An 18,387-nucleotide genomic window follows, 5' to 3' on the forward strand; every position below is an offset into this window, starting at 1 on the left:
CGAAAGCTCCCATGAACGACCAGCTGACCCCTAAGGCGATCGTCGCCGCGCTCGATGCGCACATCATCGGCCAGGCCGACGCCAAGCGCGCCGTCGCCGTCGCCATGCGCAACCGCTGGCGTCGCCAGCGATTGGGCGCAGATTTGCGCGACGAGGTAACGCCCAAGAACATCCTGATGATCGGCCCGACGGGGTGCGGCAAGACCGAGATCAGCCGCCGTCTCGCCAAGCTGGCCGACGCGCCCTTCGTGAAGGTCGAGGCGACCAAGTTCACCGAAGTCGGCTATGTCGGCCGCGACGTCGAGCAGATCGCCCGAGACCTGGTCGAGGAGGCGATCCGGCTCGAAAAGGAACGCCGCCGCGTCGCGGTGAAGGATAAGGCCGAAGAGGCGGCGATGAACCGCCTGCTCGATGCTTTGGTTGGCAAAGATTCCAGTCAGGCGACGCGCGAGGCCTTTCGTCAGCGTTTCCGCGACGGTCATCTCGACCAGACCGAGATCGAGATCGAACTGGAGCAGGCGCAGGCCACACCGTTCGAGATTCCCGGTGCCGCGCCGCAGATGATCAACCTGTCGGAAATGATGGGCAAGGCGTTCGGCGGCCAGCCGCTTAAGCGCCGCAAGCTGACCGTCTCGGCCGCCTGGACCAAGCTGGTCGAGGAAGAGGCCGACAAGCGCCTCGACCAGGACGAGGTCAGCCGCGCCGCGCTGGCCGATGCCGAGGCGAACGGGATCGTCTTCCTCGACGAGATCGACAAGATCGCGGTCAGCGACGTACGCGGCGGTTCGGTCAGCCGTGAGGGCGTGCAGCGCGACCTGCTGCCGCTGATCGAGGGGACGACGGTCGCGACCAAATATGGCCCGATGAAGACGGACCATATCCTTTTCATCGCGTCCGGCGCTTTCCACGTCGCCAAGCCATCCGATCTGCTGCCCGAATTGCAGGGCCGTTTGCCGATCCGGGTCGAGCTGAAGGCGCTGACCGAGAGCGACTTCGTCGCGATCCTGTCGGACACCAAGGCGTCGCTGCCTGCGCAGTACAAGGCGCTGATCGGCACCGAGGGCGTCGAGATTTCCTTCACCGAGGACGGCATCGCCGCGATCGCGCGGATCGCGGCCGAGGTGAACGGCCAGGTCGAGAATATCGGCGCGCGGCGGCTCCAGACGGTGATGGAAAAGCTGTTGGAGGAGATCAGCTTCGAGGCGGAGGATCGTCAGGGTTCGACGCTGACCGTGGATGCGGCCTATGTCGACAAGCAACTGTCGGCGGTGGCGCGGAATACGGATCTGAGCCGGTTCGTTTTGTGATCCGGGTGGGGGCTCGGTGAGACACCGAAGCCCTCCCCCATCCCCTCCCGCCTGCGGGAGGGGCGTGCCCAGGCCGTGGCGTATGCGTTGAGTCGCAACATTTGGTCTTGCCGCTCCCCTCCCGCAAGCGGGAGGGGATGGGGGAGGGCAGGCCGCAAGCAAAAACGCTTATTTCTTCACCCGATCATAGGGCACGAACCCGTCGAAGAAACACCATGCCGACGGGATCGACAGCCCTTGCTGCAACACCCGGAACCGATCGTTCCGACAGACCTGCGATCCCCAGCGGTCGATCAACAGCGTGTTGAACGGCTGAATACCAAAGCACTGGCCGCGGATCTTGGCCCGCCAGACGCGACGCCCCGCATTAATGACGATCACGCCCTTGTCGGCGATGACCGGCCCCGACATGGTCGTGCTGGTGTCGACGCATTGCACCGGTGGCCCCGCGACACGTCCCGCAAAGGGGTCGGACTTGGCCGCCGACAGGGTCAGGGTCAGGCCCAGCGCGGCGGCGATGGCGGCCTTGCCGCGCATCAGCCCTGCTTCCGATAGGGGATGAACTCATTGAAACTGCAACTGCCGGTAAAGAAGCCGGAGGTGCGGTCGACCGTCTGCGCAATGTCGCCCGAACAGAGCTGGCCCGTGGTCGTGCGGGTCACGAAGATGTTGTTGCCCGACCCGCCGACATCGCTGCACCCGCCCGCCGTCCGGCTGACATATTTCAGGCGCGGCGACACGGTATAGACGATGGTCGGGCCATACGATCGAACCTGCTGGGTTCGATACTGGCTGATGCACTGGGTCGGCGCGCCCGGCGTCAGGCCGCGCAGCGCCTTGTCGAGATCGGCACGCTCGGTCTGGGCGCGCTGCTCGACCTGTGCCTTTTGCGCCGGGGTGAGCGTACAGGCGCTCAAGCCCACCATGGGGATCAGAACAGGTAACAACGTCACGATACGCATCATTCCGTCTCCGTCTAAACGCCCCTGTAGCAATGAGTTAACCCTTGAACGCGTCCTTGGCTGCACGGCGCTGCGCCAGTTCGTCCGCGTCGACCGAGCGGAGAAAGGGGTTGGTGGCCCGCTCCAGCGCGATGGTCGTCGGAATGGTCGGCTCGCCCTGTTCGCGCATCGCGACGACATCGGCCAGCCGCTCGGCGATGGCGTCATTGTCGGGCTCGACGGCGGCGGCGAAGCGGGCGTTGGACAGGGTGTATTCGTGGCCGCAATAGACGCGCGTGTCGCCCGGCAGCCCTGCGAACCGGCGCATATTGGCGTGCATCTGCGCCGCCGTGCCCTCGAATAGCCGCCCGCATCCCATGGCGAACAGCGTGTCGCCGGTGAAGATCGTCGCCCGGTCGGCGATGTGAAAGGCGATATGGCCCGCCGTATGGCCCGGCACCGACCAGATGGTCGCCACCGCATCACCGACCGCGATGGTGTCGCCTTCGTCCAGCAGCATGTCGAGCCCGTCGATCTTCGCCGCCTCCGCCGCCGGACCTGCGACGCGGGCCCCTTGCGCCTTCAACGCGGCGGCACCGCCGACATGATCGGGATGCCAATGGGTCAGCCAGACCTGATCGATCGTCCAGCCACGCGCGGCCGCCGCCGCCGCGACGGGCGCGGCCTCGCCGGGGTCGAGCGCGACGGTCTGCCCGGCGTCATGGATCAGCCAGGCATAATTGTCGGAGAGGACGGGGACTCGAACGATTTCCATCGAAAGCCTCTTACCAGCTTCCGACATTGGGCATCGAGACCCAGGGTTCGGTCGGCGGCAGCGCACCGTCCTGCAACAGTTCGATCGAGATGCCGTCGGGCGTCTTGACGAAGGCCATATGCCCGTCGCGCGGGGGGCGGTTGATGATGATCCCGGCATCCATCAGCCGCTGGCACGTCGCGTAGATATCGTCGACGCGGTAGGCGAGGTGCCCGAAATTGCGACCGCCGGTGTAGATTTCGGGATCCCAATTGTGGGTCAGCTCGACCTCGGCCCGGCCTTCGTCGCCCGGCGCGGCCAGGAAGATCAGCGAGAAACGGCCGCGTTCATTGTCCACGCGGCGGACTTCCTTCAGGCCCAGCAGCTCGAAGAAGCGGATGCTGGCGTCCAGGTCGCTGACGCGGATCATGGTGTGGAGATAGCGCATCGGTGGTTCTGCCTGTTCAACGGGGCCGCTCGGGCGGGACAGTCATGCTATCCCGAACGGGAATGCATGACCTTTACGTGCGATAAGGGATTAGCGGGACGGGAATTGGGAGAGCGCCTTGGCCGTCTCGGCGCGGATCGGGCTGTCGGGCGGGGCGAGGCGGGCGGCCTCGCTCCACGCCTTGCGCGCGCCCGCCTCGTCGCCCGCGACGGCGGCGATGTTGCCCGCCTCCAGCTGGACGCTGGCATCGTCGGCGGAGCGGGCCAGCGCCTCGGCGATATCCTTCTGCGCGCGGGGCAGGTCCTTCATCCGCCGCGCCAGCGTCGCGGAGAGCAGCCAGGCGAGCGGATCGGCAGGCGCGTTGGTCAGCGCCGCATCCAGATCGACCCGCGCGGCGGCCATCTGGCCGCCCGCGACCGAGGCCCGCGCCCGGTCGAGCTGCGCCTCGCCCAGCGCGAAGCCGCTCAATTCGCCTGCCGCCAGCGCGGCATCCAGCGCGGCGCGGGCATGGGTGGCATCCCCGGCGGCCAGAAAGGCATTGCCCGCCTGCGCCCAGTAATTGGCGGCGCGCACGTCATGCGCGGTCTCGGCGGCGCGCGCGGCCTGTTCGAAGGCGCTGGCGGCGGCGCTCCAGCTGCGCTCGGCCGCAAAGGCGAGACCCAGGCATTGCTGCGCAAAATAGTCGCCGCCTGCCAGCCGCCATTTGCCCGCCTCGACCTTAGCCGCCGCGGGATTGGTGTCGGCCAGCGTCACGCAGCGCTGATAGCGCGCCTCGCGCGGGTCGGTCGGCAGGGGCGGCGTCTTGGCGGGGGCGGACTGGACGGCGGCGGCGAGCGCCAGGGGGAGCAGGATCATAGGCAGTGCAACACGTCCTCGACGGCCCGGATCAGCAGCGCGATATCGGCATCGCGCGACAGCCGGTGGTCCCCGTCCTTGATCAAGACAGTCTGCACATCGGCTGAACGGAACAGCTGCGCCAGATGGGTAGTCCGCTGCCAGGGCACATCGGGGTCGGCCATGCCCTGAAGCAGGCGGACCGGTCCGTCGAACGCGATGGAGCCGAAGGTGAGGCGATTGGCCTCGCCCGACGACCAAAAACGGCGGGTATAGATGGTGGGGGCGGGGCCGTAAGGATTGGGCCGCTCCAGCCGCCCGGTCTGGAGGATCGTCATCTTTTCCGCTTCGGAAAAGCCCCAATCGGTGAAGTCGGGCGCGGGCGCGATGCCGACCAGCGCCTGGACCCGTTCGGGGCGTGCCTTGGCGGCGAGCAGCATCAACCAGCCGCCCATCGACGATCCGACCAATATGGCGGGCCCCTTCACCACATCGTCGAGCATCGCGACCACGTCGTCCCGCCAGTCGGCCAGCGCCTGATCCTCGAACGCGCCCTCCGACTCGCCGCAGCCGCCATAGTCGAAGCGCAGGAAAGCCCGGCCGTTCGCCTGGGCCCATGCCTCCAGCGCCAGCGCCTTCGACCCCTGCATGTCCGAGGCATAGCCGGGCAGGAAGACGATCGCGGGGCCGGTCCCCGGCGTCCAGTGATGGGCGAGCTTGGGGCGGGGTGTGGGCGTGTCGGTCATGACCGGGATTTAGGGGGCGGGGGAAGGATTGGAAAGGCGACGGTGCAATGTCCCGCCCCCCGTTCAGCCTGAGCGTAGTCGAAGGCCAAGGGATGACCTCCCCATGGAGATGCCTGGAGTGGCCTTCGACTATGCCCAAGCTGAACGGAGGGGGGGAGTGCGCCGCGCGGCGAGGACTGCCAGTCCCTCGCAAGCGATCCCGAAAGTCTTCGGTCCTACGGCAGCCAGATTCACCGTGTCACGCGCGACGCCGAGTCAAACTAGGCTTGGCTGGTATCAACGGCAAGCGGCTTGAACCACCGCATTCCTCCCCAAGCTCGCTTGGGGAGGGGGACCGCCGCGAAGCGGTGGTGGAGGGGCAAGGCCCCCTCAGATCACATATTCCACGCTCTTCATCTGCGCCTGTGCGGCCTGTTTCTTGCGCCGCTTGGCGACCATCTCGGCATGAAGCCGGGCGACCGTGTCGCTCCCCGTCGTGGTGCACAGCCCCGGCACCACCGCATGGACGATCGCGCCCAGTCCGCCCAGGATCATGATCCCCCCGAACCGTGCCGCGACGCCGAAATGTTCGACATAGCTTTCGCCGACGCTTTCGGGATGTTCGGTAAACAGGCGACGGAACATGACGGGCGTTCTCCTATGGCCGTTGACGTCGATCCTATCATGACGATGGGAATGGGCCAAATCAGCCTTTGGACGGGCTGACGAAAATGTCCTCGATCGCGCAGCCGAACAGCTCGGCGATCTTGAAGGCGAGGGGGAGCGAGGGATCGTAGCGCCCCGTTTCGATCGCGTTGACGCTCTGGCGGCTGACCTCCAGCCGTTCGGCCAGATCCTGCTGGCTCCAACCGTGCTCGGCGCGCAGGGTGCGGAGGTGGTTGTTCACGTACGCGCCCGCCATTCCGTCAATGCGTTGACACAGCCGCCCAGCCCGAAGCCAGCGAACCAAAGGACGGTCGTCCAGTAACCTTGGGTGTGCTCCACAAGACCGAAGCCCTCCAGAAACCCCCATGCCGTCGAAACGGAAAGGGCAAAGCCGGTCGCGATGAGCGACTGCCGCACGAGAAGCATCCGGACATATTCGTCGCGCATCTCCACCAGCAAGCGGCCGATCACGACGAAGACGCCCATGATCGGCAGCGCGGGCAGAATGGCGACCAGATAGGCCAGCGGGCCTGAGGGCGGCGCATGACGAAACCACATATTCGCGCCGATCAGAGCGACGGCATAGAGCGTCATCGTCGCCAACAGGCGGCGGGTATATCGCTTCATTTCAGGTTGCAGGCGCATCACGAACCTCCCTCGTATGTGAAGGAAGCTTTACATGGAAAGTTCGCTTTACGTCAAGTGTCCTTTACGTCGCTGCCAGCTGCTCCACCATGTCCTGCGCCAGCAGGCTGAGCGTGTCGTCACGCGCGCCCATCACCACGATACGGTCGCCTTCCTGCGCTTCGGCCACCAGCGCCGCTGCCGCCTCGGCACGGTCGGCGATGTGACGGGCATCCAGCCCATGCGCGCGCAGGTCGGCGACGATGTCGGCGCTGGTCACCTCGCGTGCGACGGTGCCGCCGAAATAGGCCGGGTCGGGAATCGCCAGCACGTCGTCGGGCTTCATCCGCGCGGCGATGCTGTCGACCAGTTCGGTCCGCATGACCTTGAGCGGGCCATAACCGTGCGGTTGGAACAGGATCAGCAACCGACCGGGAAAGGCATGGAGCGTATCGAGCGTCGCGGCGATCTTGTCGGGGTTGTGGCCGAAATCGTCGATGACGGTAACGCCCTTCGCCTCGCCGACCTTCTCAAACCGGCGCTTCAGGCCGGTGAAGCGCTCGACCGCGCGGATCGCATCGATCAGCGGCACCCCCGCCGCCACGCTCGCCCCAATGGCGGCCAGCGCGTTGGAGACATTGTGGCGGCCTGGCATCGATAGCCGGACGTGATAGCCCGCCCCCCCGGTGATCAGGTCAAATTGAATCGCGAAGGGTTCGGGCTTCAGCGCCTCGGCGACCAGATCGGCCGCCCCCTCCACCGCGAAGGTGGTCAGGTTGGGGATGTCGGCCAGCAAGGCCGCCGTCTCGGCATCGCCCGCATTCGCCACGACATGGCGTGCGCGCGCCGCGAACCCACCGAACAGGTCGCGCAATTCCTCCAGCGACTTATGGTCCAGGCTGACATTGTTCAGCACCGCGATGGCTGGATTATAGAGTGCGATCGAGCCGTCGCTTTCGTCGACCTCGCTGACGAACGCCTCGCCGCCGCCGACCAGCGCGCTGGCGAAGGGGCTGTCGGGCGAGACGAAATCCTTCATCACCGCGCCGTTCATCGCGGTCGGATCGCGCCCCGTTTCGTGCAGGATGAAGGCGATCATGCCGGTGACGGTCGACTTGCCGCTGGTCCCCGCGACGCCGATGGGCAGCGCGCTCTCGTTGAACAGGCTTGCGAGCATCTGCGCGCGGGTGGCGCGGGCGCAGCCCAGCCGGTTGGCGGCAACGATGTCGGGCACCGTCTCCTCGACGGCGGCGGAGGCGATGACGAGCTGGTCGGCCGAGGTCACGCCCGATCCGTCCTGTGGGAACAGCGCGATCCCGGCGGCGCGCAGCGCGTCGAACTTGGCGGCGACGCGCCCCTGATCCAGTCCCCGGTCGGAGCCCGCCACCGTCCAGCCGCGCGCGCGCAGGATCATCGCCAGCGGCATCATCCCCGATCCGCCGATACCCACCAGAAAACAGGAATTGCCGTTGGTCATGGCGCCACGCTATCGGCGGTAATGCGGCACAGGGCAATGCCCCGCCGGATCGGCAGCCAAGGGGGTACGCCAGAATGAAGATCGGAATCCTCGCCCCCGCCAGCATCGGCAATCCTGCCGCCGAAGCCCCGGTCAGTGCCTTCGCCGCGATCGCCTATCCGGACGTCGACCTGATCTTCCACCCGCAATGCTATGAGCAGGACGGCCATTTCGCCGGGTCCGACGAACGCCGCGCCTCGGCCTTTCTGGAGTTCGCCAATGATCCCGGCATCGACGCGATCTGGTTCTTGCGCGGCGGCTATGGATCGAACCGCATCCTGTCGCGGGTCATGCCAAATCTGAACGCGGCGGCGGGGCACAAGACCTATATCGGCTATTCCGACCTCGGCTTCGTACTGGCCGCGCTCTATGCCCGGCGGATCGGACGGCCGGTCCATGGGCCGATGGCGAGCGACATTCGCCGCCAGCATGGCGACGCGACGGTGGCGCGCTCGCTCGGCTGGCTGGTGAGCGGCGACCGGCAGGGGCTGGAGCCGGGCCTCGACGGCCGCCCGGCAGCGGCGTTCAACCTGTCGATCCTCCATGCGCTGATCGGCACGCCCTGGCTGCCCGACCTGACCGACCATGTCCTGATGATCGAAGAAGTGTCCGAGCATCTCTATGCCGTCGACCGGATGCTGTTCACCATGGCCAACGCCACCCAGCTGAAGGGCGTGGCGGGCGTCCGGCTGGGCGCGGTCAGCAACGTCCAGGCCAACGAGCCCGAATGGGGCGAGACGCTGGAATATATGATCCAGCGCTGGTGCACCGAGATGGGCGTGCCCTATCTGGGGCGGGCGCGGATCGGTCATACGCAGGACAATCACCTCGTGCCGTTCGGGATCGCGTGAGGGAAGGCGATGAAGGCATGGCGCTTGGCCCATGCATCGCACGGACCGCGATGGCGCAGACGAACTCGTCCTCGTGAATCCGGGTCTCCGCCACCGGCACTACCGGTTCGTATTGACCTGTCACCTGCGCCCATCGACGGCAAGGTCACAATGATGGCGGCCTGCCCAATCGATCAATAGGGACTGGTTAGGCCGCGCGATATTGGCGAAGACATGATGTGGTTTGCCCCGTTATTTCGGGCTTCGCCCCTGTGGCTGATAATGATATGGGTCAGGTTTGTTGAAGTTCGTACCGCTTCGCTCCATTAAGCAGATCATGATCTGCCACTTATGCAGAATATAATTGTTGCGCGGATTTCCGAAACTTGAGGCTCCGCCGCTTCGTCTTTGCGCTGCGGGGGCAGTAGGAGAGACAAGATGGCCAATAGCAATGGCGGCGGCGGCCGCGAGAATAATCCGGGCAACTTTGCCAACGACCGTGAAAAGGCATCCGAAGCAGGACGCAAGGGTGGTCAGGAAAGCGGCGGCAATTTCAAGAACGACCCCGAACGCGCGGCCGAGGCCGGGGCAAAGGGTGGACAGGCCAGTCACGGCGGCGGCCAGCAAGGCTGACGCCCAGGTCCTGAACCTTGCGGCGGCGGTGGATACGGACCACCGCCGCCCTTTTTCCGGGCAAGCGCCTTGCGCCGGAAAAATCCGGTGAAGCAAGGTGTTAACCAATTACAACTAGCCGGGGGGCATGGAAATGCGCAAAATCTGCAGTGGATGCCGCGACGGTGTCGATTTCGAGATTCCGTTCACGATGGCATTCCAGCCGATCGTCGACACCATGACCGGTCGTCCCTTCGCCTATGAGGCGCTGATCCGGGGCCTCGGGGGTGAGGGCGCGTATAGCGTGCTGTCGCAGGTGAACGAGGCGAACCGCTATTCCTTCGACCAGGCGTGCCGGGTAAAGGCGATCGAAACCGCGATGGCGGCGGGAATCATGGACGGCGATGCGCGACTGTCGATCAACTTCCTGCCCAATGCCGTCTATTCGCCGATGGCCTGTATCCAGCTGACCCTGCGCACCGCCCGGGCGCAGGGGCTGCCCGTCGATCGGCTGATCTTCGAGTTCACCGAGAACGAGGAGATGGGATCGCCCGAACATGTCGCGAGCATCATCGACTCCTACAAACAGATCGGCTTTTCGGTCGCGATCGACGATTTCGGCGCGGGCCATTCGGGACTCGACCGGTTCATGCGCTTCGCCCCCGACGAGGTGAAGCTGGATATGGAACTGGTCCGCGACATCGACACCGATCCCCGCCGCCGCGCCATCGTGCGCGGAGTGGTCGGCATGTGCGCCGAACTCGACACGCTGCTGATCGCCGAGGGGATCGAGACGGCGGCCGAGGCCGCGACGCTGCGCGATCTGGGCGTGCGGTATCATCAGGGTTACTGGTATGCCCGGCCCGCGCTGGAGGTGCTGCCGGAGATCCGGGCGCAGGGCTGAGCGCCACCCCATATACCTGCCCATATACCTAATCGGGATTCTTCCCTATAGAGCCCCTCGCGCCGGGTTCCGCTGGCGCATCACCAGCCCTAATCGAAGAGAGTATCCATGTCCGCGATGTTCCGTATCACGCTGCCCGACGGTTCCGTCCGTGAGGTCGCGCCCGGAACTACTCCCGCGGACATCGCCGCCGCGATCGGTCCGGGCCTCGCCAAGGCGGCGATCGCCGCGCGCGTCGATGGCGAACTGCGCGACATCATGCGGCCGTTCGAGGGCGACTCCGCGCTGGCCCTGGTGACTGCGAAGGACGAGGCCGATGCGCTCGAACTCGCCCGCCACGACTATGCGCATGTCCTCGCCGAGGCGGTGCAGGCGCTATTTCCGGGCACGCAGATCACCTTCGGTCCGGCGACCGATGACGGCTTCTATTACGATTTCGCGCCCAAGGATCGCCCCTTCACCGAGGAGGACCTGCCCGCGATCGAGGCCGAGATGCGCAAGATCATCGCCAAGGACGAGCCGCTGATCCGCGAGGTCTGGACCCGCGAGCAGCTGATCGAGCGCTGGACGGCGCAGGGCGAGAGCTTCAAGGCCGAGTGGGCCGCCGAACTGCCCGATGACGAGGAACTGACCGTCTACCGTGCGGGCAAGGGCGAGGATGCCTGGCTCGACATGTGCCGCGGGCCGCACCTCGCCTCGACCGGCAAGCTCGATCCCAACGCGTTCAAGCTGACCCGCGTGTCGGGCGCCTATTGGCGCGGCGACCAGAAGAACGCGATGCTCAGCCGCATCTACGGCACGGGCTGGCTCAACAAGAAGCAGCTCGCCGAGCATCTGACCCGCCTGGAAGAAGCCGCCAAGCGCGACCATCGCAAGCTGGGCAACGAGATGGACCTGTTCCACCTTCAGCAGGAGGCGCATGGCTCGGTCTTCTGGCATCCCAAGGGCTATCGCATCTGGCGCGAGCTGGAGGCCTATATGCGCCGCGCGATCGACGCGGGCGGCTATCGCGAGGTGAAGACCCCGCAGGTGATGGACGCGCGCCAGTGGGAGCAGTCGGGCCATTGGGGCAAGTATCGCGAGAATATGTTCGTGATCCCCGACGAGGTGCCGAACGTCGAGGACGAAGGCCCGCTGGTGTCGGACGATGCGCAGTGGATGGCGCTGAAGCCGATGAACTGCCCGGCGCACGTCCTGATCTTCCGCCAGGGGATCAAGTCCTATCGCGACCTGCCGCTGCGCTTCTACGAGAATGGCTGCTGCCACCGCAACGAGCCGCATGGCGCGCTGCACGGCCTGATGCGCGTGCGCCAGTTCACCCAGGACGACGCGCATATCTTCTGCCGCGAGGACCAGATCGTCGAGGAAGTTCGCGCCTTTTGCGAACTGGCGGACCGGATCTACAAGAATTTCGGTTTCACTTACTCGATCAAGCTGGCGCTGCGCCCCGAAAAGCGCTTCGGCACCGAAGAGATGTGGGACATGGCCGAGACCGAGCTGCGCGACGCGGTCGTGCGCGCTGGCCTCGCTACCGAGCAATATGGCTGGGAAGAGCTGCCGGGCGAGGGCGCCTTTTATGCGCCCAAGCTGGAGTGGCATCTGACCGACGCGATCGGCCGCACCTGGCAGGTCGGCACCATCCAGTCGGACCGGGTTCTGCCCGAGCGACTCGATGCGTCCTATATTGGTGAGGATGGCGAGCGGCATCGCCCGATCATGCTCCACCGCGCGATCTTCGGCTCGTACGAGCGGTTCATCGGCATCCTGATCGAACATTATGCGGGCCGCTTCCCCGTCTGGCTGGCGCCGGTGCAGGCGGTGGTCGCGACCATCGTGTCGGACGCAGACGGCTATGCGGAAGAGGCGGCGGCCAAGCTGGCGGCGGCGGGCATCCGGGTCGAGACGGATCTGCGCAACGAGAAGATCAACTACAAGGTGCGCGAACACTCGGTCGCCAAGGTCCCGGTGCTGCTGGTCGTCGGCAAGCGCGAGGCCGAGGAGGGCAAGGTCGCCGTCCGTCGTCTGGGCAGCCAGGCGCAGGAGATCATGACGCTGGACGAAGCCATCGCGATGCTGCGCGAAGAGGCGACGCCGCCCGATCTGCGCGGCTGAATCAGCACTGAGTAAGGGGAAGGGCGGGACGTTTGTCTCGCCCTTTCAAATTCGGGCCCGATCGCTTATATTGAAATCGTAATTGCCACAGGAGAAATACCCATACGTCCTCCCATGATGCGCCGTCCGATGCAGGCGCCGCCGATGAACGGTCCTCGGTTCAACGAGTGGATTCAAAGCCCCAAGGTTCGCGTGATCGACCATGAGGGCGAGAATCTCGGCGTGATGTACACGCGCGAGGCGATGGCCCAGGCCCAGGAGCTCGGCCTCGACCTGGTCGAAGTGTCGCCGAACGCGGACCCGCCCGTCGCCAAGTTCCTCGATGTCGGCAAATATAAGTACGAGGCGCAGAAGAAGGCGAACCTCGCCCGCAAGTCGCAGAAGACGCAGGAGATCAAGGAGATCAAGATGCGTCCGAACATCGACGACCATGATTACGACACCAAGATGAAGAAGGTGGTCGAATTCATCGGCGAGGGCGACAAGGTGAAGGTCACCATGCGCTTCCGCGGTCGCGAGCTGAGCCACGGCCAGTTGGGCATGAACGTGCTCCAGCGCGTCGCCGAGCAGGTGGCCGAGGTCGCCAAGGTCGAAGCCTATCCGCGCATGGAAGGCCGCCAGATGCTGATGGTGCTGGCCCCGAAGTGATGCGCGGCGACTCGGGGGGGCTTCCCCGGGTTGCGCGATGCTTTTGAAAACCCCTGGTGGCCCGACGGGCTGCCGGGGGTTTTCGTTTTGGGCGTGCGTGGAGAATGTCGAATCTGAATCTCCGCTCAGCCTGAGCGACGAAGGTTCGAGCCTGACGACAATGCCTTGAATCAACGTGAGCCCCTCCCCTTCAGGGGAGGGGTTGGGGTGGGGCCTTTCCACGAACGCCGCGCTTGCGGAAGCGCCCCACCCCCGGCCCCCTCCCCTGAAGGGGAGGGGGGCATTTCATGTTGTCCTGCGCGTGAAGACTTCGCGTCTCACGCACCGCCATCCGAACAGCGTCGATCCGTTCCACCGTGTGGCGTGCACTTCGACTACGCTCAGTGCGAACGGAGCGGGGGACGTGTCACAGGCCCCAATAGCAAGGGGAGGGCCTCATCCGGCAATCGGCAGCGACGTGGTCGATTTGATCTCCGACAATGCCACCGTCGAGTTAATTTCCTGCACCCCGGGCAGGTTCGACAGTTTTTCAAAAAACAGCCGCTCATAGGATTCGATATCCGCCGCCACGATGCGCAGCATGAAGTCGACCGAGCCCATCAACACATGGCATTCCATCACCTCCGGCACCTCGCGGATGGCGGCGGTGAACTCGTCGAGATTGGCGCGGCCATGGGCGTTGAGCTTCACCTGCGCAAAGATCTGCGCCTTCAGCCCGACCTTGGCGCGATCGACCAGTGCGACCCGGCGCTTGATGATCCCGTCGCGCTCCAGCCGGTCGATCCGCCGCCAGCAAGGCGACGCCGACAGGCCAACGGCTTCGGCGATGGCGGCGGTCGACAGGCTGGCATCCTCTTGCAACAGAGCAAGGATGCGTCGTTCCCAGATATCGAGATCGTGAGACATTCCATCCTCTAATTCGATATTGTGGGGTCATATTAACCGATAAATCGACATTCGCCTAACCAATAGGATCAGTTTCGCCTCTCGCGCTGGGCTATCTCCATGTCAGAGAAAGTTCAGGGATACGAACGATGCTGCACCCAGCCCAAGACCGCCAGAGCCTGCCGCCCGAAGAGGTTGTGACGTTCCACGACAAGGACAGCGGCGCGAGCGGCGTCATCGTGCTCCACTCGACCACGCTCGGCCCGGCGGCGGGCGGGTGCCGGTTGTGGCATTATGCCGACGATCGCAGCGCGACGGTCGATGCGCTGCGGCTGGCGGAGGGCATGGCGTTGAAGAATGCGCTGGCCGATCTGCCCTTTGGCGGCGGCAAGGCGGTCATCCGCCTGCCCCAAGGGCCGTTCGACCGCGCCGCGATGTTCCGCGCCTTCGGGCGTCAGGTCGCCGAACTGAAAGGTCGCTATGTCACCGCCGAGGATGTCGGGACCAGCGTGGCGGATATGGCAGAGGTCGCCACGCGCACCCGCCATGTCGCCGGGCTTCCGGTTTCCGGGCAGAAGCCCGGTGGCGATCCCTCGCCCTGGACGGCGCTGGGTGTGGTTCAGGCCATGCGTGTGGCGGTGCGCCAGCGGCTGGGCGCGGAACTGTCCGACGTGACGGTCGGCATTCAGGGGCTGGGCCATGTCGGCTATGCGCTATGCGAACTGCTCCACGAACAGGGGGCCAAGCTGATCGTGGCAGAACCGCGCAGCGAGGTGGCGGCGCGCGCGGCCGACCGGTTCGGCGCGATGGTCATGAGCAGCCGGGCGCTGCTGTCGGCGCGCGTCGACGTGCTCTCGCCCTGCGCATTGGGCGCGGTGCTGGACGCCGATACGGTCGCCCAGCTGCGCGCGAGCGTGGTATGCGGGGCAGCCAACAACCAGCTGGCGAGCGGGGACATGGCCGAACGGCTGGCCGCGCGCGACATCCTCTATGCGCCGGATTTCCTGGCGAATGCGGGCGGGATCATCAATGTGGCGGGCGAATATCTGGGCTGGCGCACGACCGAGGTGCGGCGGCGGGTCCTGGCCGTCGGGCGGAAGATGGGGGCGGTGCTGGCGCTTGCCGAGCAGAACGGCATCACGCCGGACGAGGCGGCCCGTGCTATGGCGCTGGAACGGATCGCGCAGGTGCCGCGTGTGCAGGCCGTGGCGGCCTGAGGGACGATGGGGCTTATCCGTTGCAGTCTGATGGGTGGCAGGTCCGGCATCGGCCCAGCCGCCGGAGTCTGGCGTGCGCTTCGACTTGGCTCAGCGTGAACGGAGGTTGGGAATGGTGGCGGGGCGAGGGGGCAGGTCTGCCCTGACCATTATCGGTCTATTTTCCCATCCCCGTTCGGCCTGAGCGAAGTCGAAGGCCAAGGACCGACATCGCCAAGACATCCGGATCGTGCTTCAGCCTCCTCCAAGGCGAAGACTGGCGTTTTGCAACGTGCCACCCCGGCGAAGGCCGGGGGCCAGCTGCGGTCCGATCCAAGTCCCCGCCCGCGCTTTCCCACCTCTATCCCGGCCTTCGCGGAAATTGTGCGAACGAGCGGGCAAGGGTTACTCCGCCACGAGAAAATCACGGATTCCGCGGTTCCTCGTCACGCCTGCGCTGGGCGTTGATCGCGCGGTTCTCCCGCGCGCGCTGGACGAAGCAGCCGGTCGCGCCGCCTGCGCCGACCGCCGAGCAGCTGCCGATGCTGTTGACGCCCGCACCCTCGTTCAGCGTGCCCGTCGCCCGCGCCGCCCAGCTCTCATTCTCGGGCGTGACCTGCAGGTCGCGCAGTTCCTTGGGCACGCGGAACTGTTCCTCCGCGCCGCGCCGGACGCAGACCACGATCTCGTTGCCCTGATTGTCCGTAGGGCAGCGTTCGTTACCGAACAAGGTCAGCACGCCGTTGACCGGCGCATTGCGGGATACCTCGCCGGGGGCCTCGATCTTCTTGGGCGGAAGCGCGCCGGGGGCGGCGACCTGCTGTGCCGTCGCGGGGGCCGCGCCGATGCCTGCGATCGTCATCATGGCCAACATGCCGGCGGCCCGGGACCGGTTCGTCATCCTCTCTCTCCCGCAATATCGTTCAGAGGCGCTTGGCCGCCGCGATTGCGACCTTGCAGCCCGCCCGGATCAGTCCGTACATCACCGGATAGGCGATCGCCTCTTCCGCGCCCGCGCCCAGCGCATGGTCGCGATGCTCCAGTTCCTCGGCCTGGAAATCGGCGATGGCCTCCGACAGCTCGGGGTCGCTATCGCCCAGCTGGTCGCGCTGTTCCTGGTAATGCTTGTCGATCTCGGTCTCGACCGCCGCAGTGCAGGCCATGGCCGCCTTGGGCCCGATCGCTGCCGTGATCGCCCCCAGCGCGAAGCCGGCCTTGTCCCAAAAGGGCTGGAACAGGGTCGGGCGCACCCGGCGCTCGGCGATCATCCGGTCGAAAAAGGCGCGGTGGCGCTCTTCCTGCTCGGCCATGTGGTGGATCGCGCGTGCAAAGGGATGTCGGTCGCCCAGCACCGCCAGCTGCCCGGCATAGATGCGGGTCGCGCCATATTCCCCGGCCTGGTCCACCCGGACCATCGCCTTCGTCGATTCGCGCCGGTCGCCCGGCATCCAGCGAAGCTGACTCATCGCGCCTTCCTCATCAACAGCAGGATCGCCACCGCACCGCCCAGCGAGAAGATCGCGTTGAACCCGGCGAGCGAAATCCCGCCCAAGGTCCATTGCGCCACATCGCAACGGATGACCGGCGCCTTCAAAATCGCGTTCAGCCGGTCGGCGGCGCTCCCGCCCGTGAAATCCACCGTCGAGGTGCAAGCGGTAAAGCCCTGCCACCAGCCATATTCGACCCCGGCATGGGCGACACCGATCGCCCCCGACACTGCGATCAACAACGCGGCGAGCACGACAAGCGATCCCCGGATGCTGCGCTGGGGCACGAAGAAGGCAAGGAAGGCGGGCACCAGCGCGGCATAATGCGGCCAGCGTTGCCAATGGCACATCTCGCACGGGTACAGCCCGCCGATCAGCTGGCTGCCCCAGGCTCCCGCCAGCAGCGCGGCGGGCAGGGCGAAGGCGATGATGTTCGCCAGTCTCTCGTTGCGGGTGCGGGCGACAGCCATGATCACTTCACCGGCGGCTTGGTGGCGGCGGCGACCTGGGTCGGGCCGCCCAGACGCGCGACGGTCTTCAGCGCATAATAAAGCTGGAAGTCCTCGATCCCCTGTTTCTTCAGCGCCTCGGGCGTGGCGGCGAAGCGCGGATCGGCCTTGGTATCCTCTTCCAGGATCGAATTATCCGCCTTCACCTCGTTGATCAGGTGGCGGCGCAGATCGGCCTCGCGGAAGACGGGCCGCGTCTTGTAATCGGGATCGGAAATCTGCGGCACCTTGATGTCGGGCTCGATCCCGCCCTCCTGCACCGAGCGGCCCGAGGGGGTATAGTAGCGCGCGGTCGTCAGGCGGAGCGCCGTCTCGGGGCCGAGCGGCAGCAGCGTCTGCACCGATCCCTTGCCGAAGCTGCGCTCACCCATCACCAGCGCGCGGTGATGATCCTGCAGCGCGCCCGCGACGATCTCGGAGGCCGAGGCGGTGCCCGAGTTGGTCAGCACGATCACCGGCAGGCCATGCGCATCGTCGCCGGGCTTGGCGTAATAACGCTCGATATCCGACTTCTCGCGGCCGCGCTGCGACACGATCTCGCCGTGGTCGAGGAACGCATCGCTGACCGCGATCGCCTGGGTCAGCAGGCCGCCGCCATTGTCGCGCAGATCGACGACATAGCCCAGCGGCCGATGCCCCAGCGCCTTGTCGATCGCCATGATCGCCGCGCGCGTGTCGGCGCCGGTGTTTTCGGAGAAGGTGTTGATGTTGATATAGCCGACATCGCCCTTCACCTCCCACTTCACCGGGCGCTGGACGATGACCTCGCGCGTCAGGGTCAGCTCGATCGGCTTGTCGCGGCCGGGGCGTACGATGGTCAGCTTGATCTTGGTACCGGGCTTGCCCCGCATCTGGCCGATCGCCTCGTCCAGCGACTGGCCATAGATCAGCTTGCCGTCGATATGGGTGATGTAATCGCCCGACTTTACGCCCGCGCGGCCCGCCGGGGTATCCTCCTGCGGCGCGATGACCTTGATCGCGCCGTCCTCCATCGAAACGGTCAGGCCCAGCCCGCCATAATTGCCCTCGGTCTGGATCTTCAGGTTGTCGAAGTCGAGCGCGTCGACATAGCTGCTATGCGGATCGAGCGCCGCCAGCATCCCCTGGATCGCGCCCTTGATCAGCGTGTCGTCGTCGACCTTGTCGACATAATCGGCCTTGATCCGGTTGTAGACGTCGAGGAACCGGTCGAACTGGCGGACGGTCGAACTGTCCACCGCCGCCATCGCGGAGGTCGTGATCGGCACCATGGCCAGCGCGCCGACAAGGGCAGTAGCAGTCAGAAGCGGACGGTTCGGCAGCGGAAGTCTGAAAAGCGGGCGGGGCATCGAGGGTCCTGGACCAGATAAGCAGACCGCCTGTGTAGCGGGAAGCCGGACGCAATCAAAG

Annotated in this window: 22 protein-coding genes; 7 read left to right on the top strand and 15 right to left on the bottom strand. The window is 65.9% G+C overall.

Annotated features, from left to right (window positions below):
* The first annotated feature begins 11 nt into the window (after window positions 1–11).
* On the top strand, window positions 12–1,307 hold the full coding sequence (gene hslU, locus ASF14_RS15250) for an ATP-dependent protease ATPase subunit HslU (RefSeq protein ID WP_056436846.1): 1,296 nt from the start codon (window positions 12–14) through the stop codon (window positions 1,305–1,307).
* A 168-nt stretch (window positions 1,308–1,475) separates the two neighbouring features.
* Here the strand turns inward: hslU and ASF14_RS15255 are convergent, their stop codons facing one another.
* From ASF14_RS15255 to ASF14_RS15300, 10 genes are all read right to left on the bottom strand, one after another.
* Window positions 1,476–1,844 (bottom strand): hypothetical protein, encoded by a 369-nt coding sequence (locus ASF14_RS15255; RefSeq protein WP_056436849.1) that lies wholly within the window; start codon window positions 1,842–1,844, stop codon window positions 1,476–1,478.
* A complete protein-coding gene (locus ASF14_RS15260; RefSeq protein ID WP_156361226.1) occupies window positions 1,844–2,272 on the bottom strand; it encodes a hypothetical protein in 429 nt (142 codons plus the stop codon). The genes ASF14_RS15255 and ASF14_RS15260 overlap by 1 nt, the downstream gene beginning before the upstream one ends.
* 34 nt (window positions 2,273–2,306) lie before the next feature.
* Window positions 2,307–3,023 (bottom strand): hydroxyacylglutathione hydrolase, encoded by a 717-nt coding sequence (gene gloB / locus ASF14_RS15265; protein ID WP_082442283.1) that lies wholly within the window; start codon window positions 3,021–3,023, stop codon window positions 2,307–2,309.
* A 10-nt stretch (window positions 3,024–3,033) separates the two neighbouring features.
* Window positions 3,034–3,450: a VOC family protein gene (locus ASF14_RS15270; protein ID WP_056436857.1), complete on the bottom strand. Its 417-nt coding sequence runs from the start codon at window positions 3,448–3,450 to the stop codon at window positions 3,034–3,036.
* A gap of 90 nt (window positions 3,451–3,540) precedes the next feature.
* Entirely contained in the window at window positions 3,541–4,305 is a 765-nt protein-coding gene (locus ASF14_RS15275) for a tetratricopeptide repeat protein (RefSeq protein WP_056436859.1), read from the bottom strand.
* Window positions 4,302–5,030, bottom strand: coding sequence for an alpha/beta hydrolase (locus tag ASF14_RS15280; RefSeq protein WP_056436861.1), 729 nt, complete (start codon window positions 5,028–5,030; stop codon window positions 4,302–4,304). The genes ASF14_RS15275 and ASF14_RS15280 overlap by 4 nt, the downstream gene beginning before the upstream one ends.
* A 369-nt stretch (window positions 5,031–5,399) precedes the next feature.
* On the bottom strand, window positions 5,400–5,654 hold the full coding sequence (locus ASF14_RS15285) for a DUF6356 family protein (protein ID WP_056436864.1): 255 nt from the start codon (window positions 5,652–5,654) through the stop codon (window positions 5,400–5,402).
* Window positions 5,655–5,715: 61 nt separating this feature from the next.
* Window positions 5,716–5,916 (bottom strand): helix-turn-helix transcriptional regulator, encoded by a 201-nt coding sequence (locus ASF14_RS15290; protein ID WP_056437185.1) that lies wholly within the window; start codon window positions 5,914–5,916, stop codon window positions 5,716–5,718.
* Entirely contained in the window at window positions 5,913–6,320 is a 408-nt protein-coding gene (locus tag ASF14_RS15295; RefSeq protein ID WP_056436868.1) for a hypothetical protein, read from the bottom strand. The genes ASF14_RS15290 and ASF14_RS15295 overlap by 4 nt, the downstream gene beginning before the upstream one ends.
* 64 nt (window positions 6,321–6,384) lie before the next feature.
* Window positions 6,385–7,776, bottom strand: coding sequence for a UDP-N-acetylmuramate--L-alanine ligase (locus tag ASF14_RS15300; RefSeq protein WP_056436871.1), 1,392 nt, complete (start codon window positions 7,774–7,776; stop codon window positions 6,385–6,387).
* Window positions 7,777–7,850: 74 nt separating this feature from the next.
* Here ASF14_RS15300 and ASF14_RS15305 point away from each other — a divergent pair, with 74 nt between their 5' ends.
* From ASF14_RS15305 to infC, 5 genes are all read left to right on the top strand, one after another.
* Window positions 7,851–8,666 carry an LD-carboxypeptidase gene (locus tag ASF14_RS15305; RefSeq protein WP_056436874.1) on the top strand — a complete coding sequence of 272 codons (816 nt, stop codon included), beginning with the start codon at window positions 7,851–7,853 and terminating at the stop codon, window positions 8,664–8,666.
* Window positions 8,667–9,083: 417 nt separating this feature from the next.
* Window positions 9,084–9,278, top strand: coding sequence for a general stress protein (locus ASF14_RS15310; protein ID WP_056436877.1), 195 nt, complete (start codon window positions 9,084–9,086; stop codon window positions 9,276–9,278).
* A gap of 133 nt (window positions 9,279–9,411) precedes the next feature.
* Window positions 9,412–10,161, top strand: a complete 750-nt coding sequence (locus ASF14_RS15315; RefSeq protein WP_172839693.1) for an EAL domain-containing protein — start codon at window positions 9,412–9,414, stop codon at window positions 10,159–10,161.
* A 108-nt stretch (window positions 10,162–10,269) separates the two neighbouring features.
* Window positions 10,270–12,273 (top strand): threonine--tRNA ligase, encoded by a 2,004-nt coding sequence (gene thrS / locus ASF14_RS15320; protein ID WP_056436880.1) that lies wholly within the window; start codon window positions 10,270–10,272, stop codon window positions 12,271–12,273.
* A gap of 114 nt (window positions 12,274–12,387) precedes the next feature.
* Window positions 12,388–12,921, top strand: coding sequence for a translation initiation factor IF-3 (gene infC, locus ASF14_RS15325; RefSeq protein WP_037569087.1), 534 nt, complete (start codon window positions 12,388–12,390; stop codon window positions 12,919–12,921).
* 435 nt (window positions 12,922–13,356) lie between these two features.
* Here infC and ASF14_RS15330 read toward each other — a convergent pair whose 3' ends face one another.
* Window positions 13,357–13,827: an Lrp/AsnC family transcriptional regulator gene (locus ASF14_RS15330; RefSeq protein WP_056436883.1), complete on the bottom strand. Its 471-nt coding sequence runs from the start codon at window positions 13,825–13,827 to the stop codon at window positions 13,357–13,359.
* A gap of 128 nt (window positions 13,828–13,955) precedes the next feature.
* Between ASF14_RS15330 and ASF14_RS15335 the strand changes: the two genes are divergently transcribed.
* Entirely contained in the window at window positions 13,956–15,023 is a 1,068-nt protein-coding gene (locus ASF14_RS15335; protein ID WP_056436885.1) for a Glu/Leu/Phe/Val family dehydrogenase, read from the top strand.
* 403 nt (window positions 15,024–15,426) lie between these two features.
* Here the strand turns inward: ASF14_RS15335 and ASF14_RS15340 are convergent, their stop codons facing one another.
* From ASF14_RS15340 to ASF14_RS15355, 4 genes are read right to left on the bottom strand one after another with little or no spacing between them, the layout of a single operon-like run.
* Complete coding sequence (locus ASF14_RS15340; RefSeq protein WP_056436887.1) at window positions 15,427–15,903, bottom strand: hypothetical protein; 477 nt, start codon at window positions 15,901–15,903, stop codon at window positions 15,427–15,429.
* 22 nt (window positions 15,904–15,925) lie between these two features.
* Window positions 15,926–16,468 carry a demethoxyubiquinone hydroxylase family protein gene (locus ASF14_RS15345; RefSeq protein ID WP_056436890.1) on the bottom strand — a complete coding sequence of 181 codons (543 nt, stop codon included), beginning with the start codon at window positions 16,466–16,468 and terminating at the stop codon, window positions 15,926–15,928.
* Window positions 16,465–16,959: a disulfide bond formation protein B gene (locus ASF14_RS15350; RefSeq protein ID WP_056436893.1), complete on the bottom strand. Its 495-nt coding sequence runs from the start codon at window positions 16,957–16,959 to the stop codon at window positions 16,465–16,467. Before ASF14_RS15350 ends, ASF14_RS15345 begins: the two co-directional genes overlap by 4 nt.
* Before the next feature lie 2 nt (window positions 16,960–16,961).
* A complete protein-coding gene (locus ASF14_RS15355) occupies window positions 16,962–18,326 on the bottom strand; it encodes a S41 family peptidase (RefSeq protein ID WP_056436896.1) in 1,365 nt (454 codons plus the stop codon).
* Between the last annotated feature and the right edge of the window lie 61 nt (window positions 18,327–18,387).

Origin of the sequence: Sphingomonas sp. Leaf257, assembly GCF_001422185.1 — a bacterium.
GTDB classification, from domain to species: Bacteria; Pseudomonadota; Alphaproteobacteria; order Sphingomonadales; family Sphingomonadaceae; genus Sphingomonas; species Sphingomonas yabuuchiae.